This is a genomic window from Bradyrhizobium sp. (assembly GCF_035273305.1).
In the GTDB taxonomy this organism is placed as follows: Bacteria; Pseudomonadota; Alphaproteobacteria; order Rhizobiales; family Xanthobacteraceae; genus Bradyrhizobium.
On sequence record NZ_DATEPI010000330.1, the window covers coordinates 1 to 8,926 of the forward strand.

7 protein-coding genes and 2 pseudogenes are annotated in these 8,926 nt (G+C 61.8%); all 9 read right to left on the bottom strand.

Translation table 11 applies throughout. From position 1 onward, the window contains the following. Positions 1 to 457: AAA family ATPase (locus VJV58_RS21540; RefSeq protein ID WP_324139392.1), on the bottom strand; the 457-nt coding region annotated here is incomplete at its 3' end. A gap of 13 nt (positions 458 to 470) precedes the next feature. Beyond that, the gene (locus tag VJV58_RS21545; protein WP_324139393.1) at positions 471 to 1,367 is read right to left on the bottom strand and encodes an outer membrane protein assembly factor BamD; all 897 of its coding nucleotides are present in this window, start codon (positions 1,365 to 1,367) and stop codon (positions 471 to 473) included. Positions 1,368 to 1,619: 252 nt separating this feature from the next. After that, complete coding sequence (lpxC, locus tag VJV58_RS21550; RefSeq protein WP_324139394.1) at positions 1,620 to 2,579, bottom strand: UDP-3-O-acyl-N-acetylglucosamine deacetylase; 960 nt, start codon at positions 2,577 to 2,579, stop codon at positions 1,620 to 1,622. Between the two features lie 349 nt (positions 2,580 to 2,928). Beyond that, positions 2,929 to 4,713 (bottom strand): cell division protein FtsZ, encoded by a 1,785-nt coding sequence (gene ftsZ / locus VJV58_RS21555; protein WP_324139395.1) that lies wholly within the window; start codon positions 4,711 to 4,713, stop codon positions 2,929 to 2,931. An 87-nt stretch (positions 4,714 to 4,800) separates the two neighbouring features. Beyond that, on the bottom strand, positions 4,801 to 6,123 hold the full coding sequence (ftsA, locus tag VJV58_RS21560; protein ID WP_324139396.1) for a cell division protein FtsA: 1,323 nt from the start codon (positions 6,121 to 6,123) through the stop codon (positions 4,801 to 4,803). After that, positions 6,120 to 7,097: a cell division protein FtsQ/DivIB gene (locus tag VJV58_RS21565; RefSeq protein ID WP_324139397.1), complete on the bottom strand. Its 978-nt coding sequence runs from the start codon at positions 7,095 to 7,097 to the stop codon at positions 6,120 to 6,122. Before VJV58_RS21565 ends, ftsA begins: the two co-directional genes overlap by 4 nt. Then, a pseudogene (locus VJV58_RS21570) lies at positions 7,097 to 7,418 on the bottom strand (D-alanine--D-alanine ligase); the annotation flags it as partial. The gene VJV58_RS21565 and the pseudogene VJV58_RS21570, both read right to left, overlap by 1 nt. Positions 7,419 to 7,443: 25 nt before the next feature. Next, complete coding sequence (locus VJV58_RS21575) at positions 7,444 to 8,433, bottom strand: D-alanine--D-alanine ligase (RefSeq protein WP_324139398.1); 990 nt, start codon at positions 8,431 to 8,433, stop codon at positions 7,444 to 7,446. Beyond that, positions 8,433 to 8,926: pseudogene (locus tag VJV58_RS21580) on the bottom strand (UDP-N-acetylenolpyruvoylglucosamine reductase); the annotation flags it as partial. The gene VJV58_RS21575 and the pseudogene VJV58_RS21580, both read right to left, overlap by 1 nt.

The following is an 8,926-nucleotide window of genomic DNA, read 5'->3' on the forward strand; positions in this document are numbered from 1 at the left end:
CGAGTCCGCCAAAGGCGTCGAGCAAGCGGCGATGCGTGGACGCATCGACCAACGCGCGCTCGTCATGCTGGCCGTGAATCTCGACCAGCGCCGAGCCGACCGCCTTCAAGGTTTGCACGCTGATGGACTGATCGTTGATAAAGGCGCGAGTCCGGCCATCGGCGAGCTGCACCCGGCGTAGGATCATCTCGCCGGCGTCATCGAGACCGTTATCGGCAAGCAGGTTCGAGGCTGGGTGGCCCTTCGGCACATCGAACACCGCGGTGACCTGGCCCTGCTCCACGCCATGTCGCACGAGGCCCGCATCCCCGCGTCCACCGAGAGCCAGCGCGAATGCGTCGAGCAGGATGGATTTGCCCGCACCGGTTTCGCCGGTCAGCACCGCGAGGCCACGGGAAAATTCGATATCGAGCCGTTCGATCAGGACGATGTCGCGGATCGACAGACGCGCCAGCATGCGAAATGAATTCCTAGCCGAGACCCAGTTTCTTGAAGGCTTTGGAGATATAGGAACCCTGATTCTCGCTCGGCTCGAGACCGCCGGACTTTACAAGATTGTAAGCATCCTTGTACCAGCGGCTGTCAGGAAAGTTGTGCCCAAGTACCGCAGCGGCGGTTTGCGCCTCGCCGACGATGCCGATCGCCATATAGGCCTCGGTCAGCCGAGCCAGCGCTTCCTCGACGTGGCGTGTCGTCTGGTACTGCGTGACCACGGTCTTGAAACGATTGATCGCTGCGGTGTAGTCGCGCTTGTCCATGTAATAGCGGCCGACGTTCATTTCGCGCCCGGCAAGCTGGTCGCGGGCGCCTTCCAGCTTGGCTTTGGCGCTGACGGCGTATTCGGAGGTCGGATATTTCCGGATCACCTCTTCCAGCGCGGCGATCGCTTTCTCGGTCCGGCCTTGGTCGCGGGTGATGTCCGGGATCTGATCGTAATGGGAGGCTGCGATCAGATATTGCGCGTAAGCGGCGTCGGCGCTTCCCGGATGCAAGGTGACGTAACGCGTCGCAGCGCCGATGCAGCTGTCGTAGTCGCCGGCGTTGTAGAAGGCATAGGCCGACATCAGCAGCGACTTGCGGGCCCACTCGGAATAAGGATGCTGGCGGTCGACCTCCTCGAATTTCTTCGACGCCGCCTTTGGATCCTTGCTCTGGTTCATCAGGTACAAGCCCTCATTGTAGAGCTTGTCCGCGGGCTCCTCCACGAAGGTATCGTCCTTGGCCATGAACTTGTCCCACAGCGCGCCTGTGCCACAGCCGCCCAAGGAAACGGCGGTAAAAACCAGACCGGCAGCCAAACGCAATTGCCGCCTCAACCCGACGTTCACCCGTGTGCGCAGTTCGAGCGTCATGTGCTGTGTTGCCATAGAACTGAACCTGACGCGTGTGATGCGGTACCCGCCGCGCCTTCAGGCGCCCTGATGGACGAATGATTGCCGTGCCCTTGGCGCCATGCAACGGGGGCTGTTTAGCCGAAAAATGCCCCTCAACCAACCGGGTACGCAGGCAATTCGCCCGGATTAAGGCGGTGCGGACCGATGACTAAGTCAGGAGATTTCGAACCCGAAACTCAGGGAGATTTCGAACCCGAAACTCCGGAGATTTCGAACCCGAAAGACTCAGGACATTTCCGGCCCGTAAACGGGGGCGACCAGGCCGGCCGCCATGCCGCTGCCGGCTTCGGCCTGAACGCGCGAGCGACGGGCCGTTTCGGCCTCAACCACACGCCACGCAGTACGATCAGCCATCAATGCCGTGAGGACGGCGTGATTGAGCTTGTGGCCGCCGCGCACAGAACGGTAGGCGCCGAGCAGAGGAAGACCGGCGAGAGCAAGGTCGCCGATGACGTCGAGTACCTTGTGGCGCGCGCATTCGTCGCTATAGCGCAGCCCCTCAGTATTGAGCAGGCGTTCTTCGTCGAACACCACCGAATTCTCAAACGACGCACCGAGGGCGAAACCGGCGCTCCAGAGCCGCGCCACATCGTTCATGCAACCGAAGGTACGCGCGCGGCTGATCTCGCGGCGGAACCTCTCCGGGCTCAGGTCGAGCGTATAGCTTTGTTGGCCGATGACGGGATTGGCAAAGTCGATTTCGACCTCGGCACGGAAACCGGCGGCGTACGGCCGCAACTCCCCAAAGGAGTTCCCCATGGTAACCTGTACGGGCTTCACCACCTGAAGAAAGCGGCGTGCGCCGGACTGGTTCAAAATACCGGCCTGATCGATCGCGGCGACGAAAGCGGCGGCGCTGCCGTCCATGATCGGAACTTCGGGCCCATCAATTTCGATCGTGGCGTTGTCGATGCCCATGCCGCGCAAGGCCGCAAGCACGTGTTCGGCGGTCGAGACAAGTGGACCTTCGCGATCACCCAAAACGGTTGCGAATTCGGTCGCGATGACCGAGTCCACCGAGGCCTGAACCTCGCGGTCGCACCCGTCCGGACCGCTTCGGACAAAAATAAAACCCGCATCCACCGGTGCGGGTCCTAGCGTCAAATTGACTGGCAGACCGGAATGGACTCCGACGCCTGTCACCGTAGCTTGCGACCGAAGCGTTGCTTGCCGGCTGAATTTCATCGAGACCCGCCCACTACCGACTTACCTAGAGATTAGAATCAGCCCCGTAGCGCACTGATTCGTCTCTAAGTTTCCCCAAGTCACCGCAGACAATAACACTGACCCCTAGACCGCCAACTCACGCTTTTTTACCAATTGTTACCCTGACTCTGCCGTATTCGCGCCAAGCCTTCATCAAATTGCGACGCGCTTGCAAGCAACTTCGAAACTTTAACGCCGACACCAAATACAAAATTAACGATTTAGATTCAGTTGCTTGATCGAAAATCCGCATGCATCGATCTACCAAAAAACGAAGGCCCCGACCGTCGCAGCCGGGGCCTTCTTCATCCTCGGATCTGTAACAATCTCATGTCGCCTGCCGCCGCAGAAAAGCGGGGATATCCAGATGGTCGTCCCCATGTGGCGGGGCGGCAACACTGGCCGGCCGGCCATGGACGTCCAGACCCTGCGGAGCGGGTCGGCGAGCATATTCCGACACTGGCTCGTTGCCGGTCATCTGCTGGCCGATCGAGCGCTGCGGTTTCCGCTCAGGTAATGGCGGCATCTGTGTCATTGCCGGACCCGCGGCGCGCGCGGCGATCGGAGGCTCGGTCTCCTCGTCCCGACGCCCGAGGCCGACATTGGCCAGGCGCTGCAGCAGCGACATGCGGGTCTTTTGCGGATGCTCGTCTTCGGTTTCGCCGCGGGCCTGCCTGATCTCGTTCTGGGCTGTCATTGGCAGATCTTCAAAATTCGGCATCCTTGGCGCGCGAGCGGGCGCACGTTCCGGGGCCTGCGGAATGAACGTTTCAGGCGGCGCCGGCTCGTGATGCTCGGGCCGCGCGACGGCATGGTCGGGGAACAGCGAAGGCTTTTGCGCGATCGGCCGAACGGTCACGTCACCATACGAGGCGGACTGCAGCGGCGGCGCCTGATGCGGGCTCTCCGGCGCGACGGCAGCCGCAATCGCGGCGAGCGCTGCCCGTTCGACACTGTTGGAGGGGCGCTGCGCCCCCTGGGCGGCCTGGGCAGGCTGCTGCGGTTCCGATTTGTGGATGGCGCGTTCGGCAAGCCGTGCATTTTCAGCGCGCAGCTTCGCAGTGAGATCGGCCAGCCGGGTATCCGGCACGGTGGCCGTCGGTGCCGGCGTGCCCGCCGCAGCCGTTCCGGCATTTCGCGAGATCAGCGCCTGTTCGATCCCGGTCGCAACGACGGAGACGCGAATAATGCCATCGAGGCTCTCGTCGAAGGTCGCGCCGACGATAATATTAGCGTCCTGATCCACCTCCTCGCGAATCCGGGTCGCCGCTTCGTCGACCTCGAACAGCGTCAGGTCCTTTCCGCCGGTGATCGAGATTAGCAGGCCGCGCGCGCCCTTCATCGACGAATCGTCGATCAGCGGATTGGCAATCGCAGCTTCCGCCGCCGTCAAGGCGCGCTTGTCGCCGGAGGCTTCGCCGGTACCCATCATGGCCTTGCCCATTTCGCGCATCACGGCACGAACGTCGGCGAAATCGAGGTTGATCAGGCCTTCCTTGACCATCAGGTCGGTGATGCAGGCGACGCCTGAATAGAGCACCTGGTCCGCCATCGCGAATGCGTCGGCAAAGGTGGTCTTTTCGTTGGCGACCCGAAACAGGTTCTGGTTCGGAATAATCAGCAGCGTATCGACAACCTTGTGAAGCTCGCTAATGCCAGACTCGGCGGTGCGCATCCGGCGCGCGCCTTCGAAGTGGAAAGGTTTGGTGACGACCCCGACCGTCAGGATGCCCATGTCTCGCGCGGTTTTGGCGATGACGGGTGCTGCCCCGGTGCCGGTGCCGCCGCCCATGCCAGCGGTGACGAACACCATGTTGGCGCCGGAGAGATGGTCGCGAATTTCGTCAAGGACTTCCTGGGCCGCCGCCGCGCCGACATCGGGCTGCGATCCGGCGCCGAGGCCCTGGGTGACCTGAGTGCCCATCTGGATGATGCGCTGCGCCTTCGACATGGTGAGCGCCTGCGCGTCGGTGTTGGCGACGACGAAATCGACACCCTGCAGTCCGGCAGTGATCATGTTATTGACGGCATTGCCGCCAGCTCCACCGACACCGAACACGGTGATGCGTGGCTTCAGCTCGCTGATGTCAGGGGGAGTTAGATTGAGTGCCATGATTGCCTCTCGATTACGCGCGCGTGGGGTCGCCCCGGCCGACGGCCGTGGGGGTTCGTGAATTTCGAATCCGCCGGAAAAGTTTCATCAGAAGCCCTCGCGAAGCCATCGTCCGACCTTTCCGAAATAGCCATCAGTCCCTGTCCTGAGCTGCCGCGTACGCCGCGGTTCGACGTGTTCAAGATGAGCGTGTTGCGGATAGACCAGCAGGCCGGAGGGCACCGCGAACGAGGCGCTCTTGGCTTCGTTGGGCAGCCGACCGAAGCCGAGCGGGCGACCGAGGCGCACTGGCCGGCCGAGAATCTGGGTGGCTAGTTCGGCAATGCCGGTGAGCTGCGAAGCACCGCCGCTCAAAACTATTCGCGCCTTTGGCTCTGCGGCAAAGGGGGAGTCCGCCAGGCGGTCCCTGACCATTTCAAAAATCTCCTCGGCGCGGTGCCGAACGATATTCGCGATCGTGGCGCGGGACACAATCTGCGGAACATCCAGCTCACTGTCGCCGGCGGTCGGCACCGACATCAGCTCGCGCGTGTCCGACCCGCCGGTCAGCACGGTGCCATATAACGTCTTGATTCGCTCGGCATCCGCAATGCATGTGCTGAGGCCTCGAGCGATATCCATCGTGATGTGTTGCCCGCCTACCGCAAATCCGCTGGCGTGAACGAACCGGCCGCCCGAATAAGTGGCAATTGTGGTGGTCCCCGCCCCCATTTCGACGACCGCGGCGCCCAGATCGGCCTCATCGTCGGTCAAAACCGCCAGACCTGCGACATAAGGACTCGCCGCCATGGCTTCGACATTCAAATGGCAGCGCTCGACCACCAGCATCAGGTTCTTGGCCACCGTCGCATCCGAGGTGACCACGTTCATATCGACCCCGAATTGCCGGGCCACCATGCCGCGCGGATCGCGAATGCCCTTCACCCCATCGAGCGCGTAGCCGACAGGCAGCGCGTGCAAGACGGTGCGCCCCTCGCCTGTGGCGTGGCGCATACCCGCCGAGGTGATGCGTGAGACGTCGGCCGACGTGACCGCGCCACCTTTGATGTCGGCCGCTGCCTCGATGAGTTGGCCCTGCAGCCTCCCGCCGGAGACCGAGAGCAGAACCGATTCCACCCGTACCTTGGCCATCCGCTCGGCGAGCGCCACGGCCTGGCGGACAGCCTGCTCGCATTCTGCGAGATCGACTACCGCGCCGGCCTTCATCCCGCGGGCCTGGATCTGGCTGTGGCCGATCAACTCCACGGCGTGGGTCCGGCCGCGCAGCGCCTCGCTCGGCGCGCACGGCGTAAGGCGGGCAATCATGCAGGCGACTTTGCTGGTCCCGATATCCAGCGACGCGACCATCGCGGTGCGGTTGTGCAGCATCGGGCGCGTCTTTGGCGTCTGCGTGCGATCAAAGCCGGTCATACGTCCCCGGCTTTCTTTTTCGGCTGTTTCTTGAACAATTCTTCCCGCGCCTTGGCGGCGTCTTCGGACAACTGCACCGTGAGGCGATCCGGCAGGCGCATGTCAATTGCAACGATGTCGCGCGAGAACAGGTGCTCTTCTTGATCGAGCCTGCTCAGTGACGCGAGGGCATTGGCGACATCATTTTCCGGAAGCCTTATGTCGAGACCATCCTTTAGACGCAAATTCCAACGCCGCTCGCCGACAAAGACCGCAGCCTTGGTTGTCGAGCGCACCTGCGGATATTGTCCAAGCAAAGCGAGGAAATCCCGCGCATGGGTTTCGGCGCCCTTACCGACCACCAACGGCAGCGAGATAAATCGCCGCGACAGATATGGCTCGAGCACCGCGCCATCGTCCGCGATCACCGACAGCCTTCCATCCTGTTGCCACAACGCGAATGGCGAGCGCTCGACAATGTCGATCTGGAGCCGACCGGGATAAAGCTTCAACACCGTAGCGTCGGCGATCCAAGGGTTGCCTTTCAGCTTGTCCCGGACGACGGTCGCGTCGAGGAACAGCAGCGATGAGCGGCCGTTGACGCCACCGCTTGCGAGCACTTCATCCTGAGTCAGTTGCTTGCGGCCATTGATGGCAACTGCCGTTATGCGAAACCCGAGATAGTTGGCGGCTGCGTTACGAGCGTCGCTTACAGCCGCGCTCAATTCCTCAGCGTGACCGCCCTTGACGATGCCGAGTCCGGCGCTACCCAGCAGCAAGAGCGCTGTCGCCGCGATCCCGCTGCGTTTCGGCAGGCGTTCGATCACTGCAATCAGTTTACGTGGCCGTTCGCGGTCGATCGAGCGCCTGACCGTGCGACGCTTCCAGCCCAGCCACCGGCGCAACACCAGAACGGCGCCAGTCGCGGCGGCTTTCAGGTCAGCTTGGGGCCTCGGCAATCGCAGCGATCGGTCGAGGCGTCCGGCACCATCCATTACACGAGCTCGTCAATGTTATGCCCGCAAACGCTTGCGAGTTCTGGCACAATCGACGTCTCGGTGATGCCGGAGCGAATAATGACCTCGAGGCAAAGAGGCCACCTGTTCCCTCGATGCGTTCGTCGCGACGGAAATCCGCACGGCTCACGCCCGGCAGCCAAGCGCCACGTGCGCCGCCAGCGTTAACCTTCGGGCCTACTCGTAAACAAATGGTAAACCCGCTGCAGGCACGACGCGATTTGGTCCGCCTTTTGAGTAGTTTGTCGAAAAACCGTAAAGCTTTACCAAGGAGCGAAGTTGAGCATTTCCAGCGACTTCGCGCCCGCGTTAGTAACGATTCTACCTACTTCCGAGCGCGTCTCGCAGCGAGCGTGATCTGGTCCTTGAGGAAATCGGCGAAATGGATGCCGTGAGCTTTGAGCGCTTTGGGATATAGCGAGGCTTTAGTGAGCCCCGGTAAGGTGTTGGTCTCGAGATAAACCGGACCATTGTCGGTGATGATGAAGTCCGAGCGCGAATAGCCGCCGCAAGACAACGCGCGATGAGCCTTGAGCGATTGCTCCATCAGTTGTCGGCTGATTTCGGCGCTAAAACGTCCCGGGCAAATCTCTTGCGTCTGTTTGGCCAGGTATTTGGCGACGTAATCGAACGGCCCGTCGGGCGGGATAATTTCGATCGGCGGCAGCGCGATGAGCGTGCCATCCAATTGCTCCAGCACGCCGCAGGTCGCCTCGGTGCCCGCAATGAAAGGTTCGATCAAATAATCTTCGTTCTTCGCGGCCAGACGGACCGCGATCAAGTCCTGCGTCGAATTGACAAACAACAGGCCATAACTCGAGCCATCGCGCGTCGGTTTGGCAATCAGCCTGCCAAACTCGGCCAGTGCTCGCTCGACATCGTCAAGCGCTACGCCTGGCGGGGCCTTCACGCCCGCGATCTCGGCAAAGCGCTTGGCGGCGGTTTTGTCGAAAGCGAGATGCGAGGACGCCGAGTCCGAGCCGGTGAAAGGAATGCCGCGCATTTCGCACATCGCCTGGAGTTCGCCATTCTCCGCGACGCCACCATGTAACCCGAGCACCAGAACGCGGTCCTCTGTCCTCGCTTGATCCAGCGCCTGCTCAATCGAGCCGATGCTTGGCGTGCCGGCTTTGAATGAATCCTCGAACGGCCGCGCATGCTTCACCAACACCTCGGAGCGGGTTTCATGCACGGTATCGTCGGCGTCCCAGAACCACAGGTCCGCGTCGGGCAATGCCTGATGCAGCGACTGGGCGGTGGCGACCGATACCAGGCGCTCTTTGTTGGTGCCGCCGAAAAGAATGGTGGTCCGCATCAGCTTTGCTCGATCCCGATCCGCTTGATTTCCCAGTGTAGCTCAATTCCGGAATGGTCTTTCACCCGCTTGCGAACGGTTTCGCCCAAGCTTTCGATATCCTTTGCCGTCGAAGTGCCGGTATTGATCAGGAAATTGCAGTGCATTTCCGAGACTTGGGCGCCGCCGAGGCGCAGACCCCTGCAGCCGGCGGCATCGATCAGCTTCCAGGCGCTTTGGCCCGGTGGATTCTTGAAGGTGGAGCCGCCGGTCTTTTCGCGGATCGGCTGCGCGGTCTCACGATGGTTCTGCACCTCGTTCATCCGCGCGCGGATCGCCGCCGCCGTCGCGACCTGGCCACGAAACCGCGCCGAGGTAAAAATGATGGAAGCATCGACGCCGCTATTTCGGTAAGTGAATTTCATCTCAGCGTTTGAGAATGCATGTTTTTTGCCGTCGCGGCCGATACCGACAGCCTCGATCAAGACGTCTTTGGTTTCGGTGCCATTCGCCC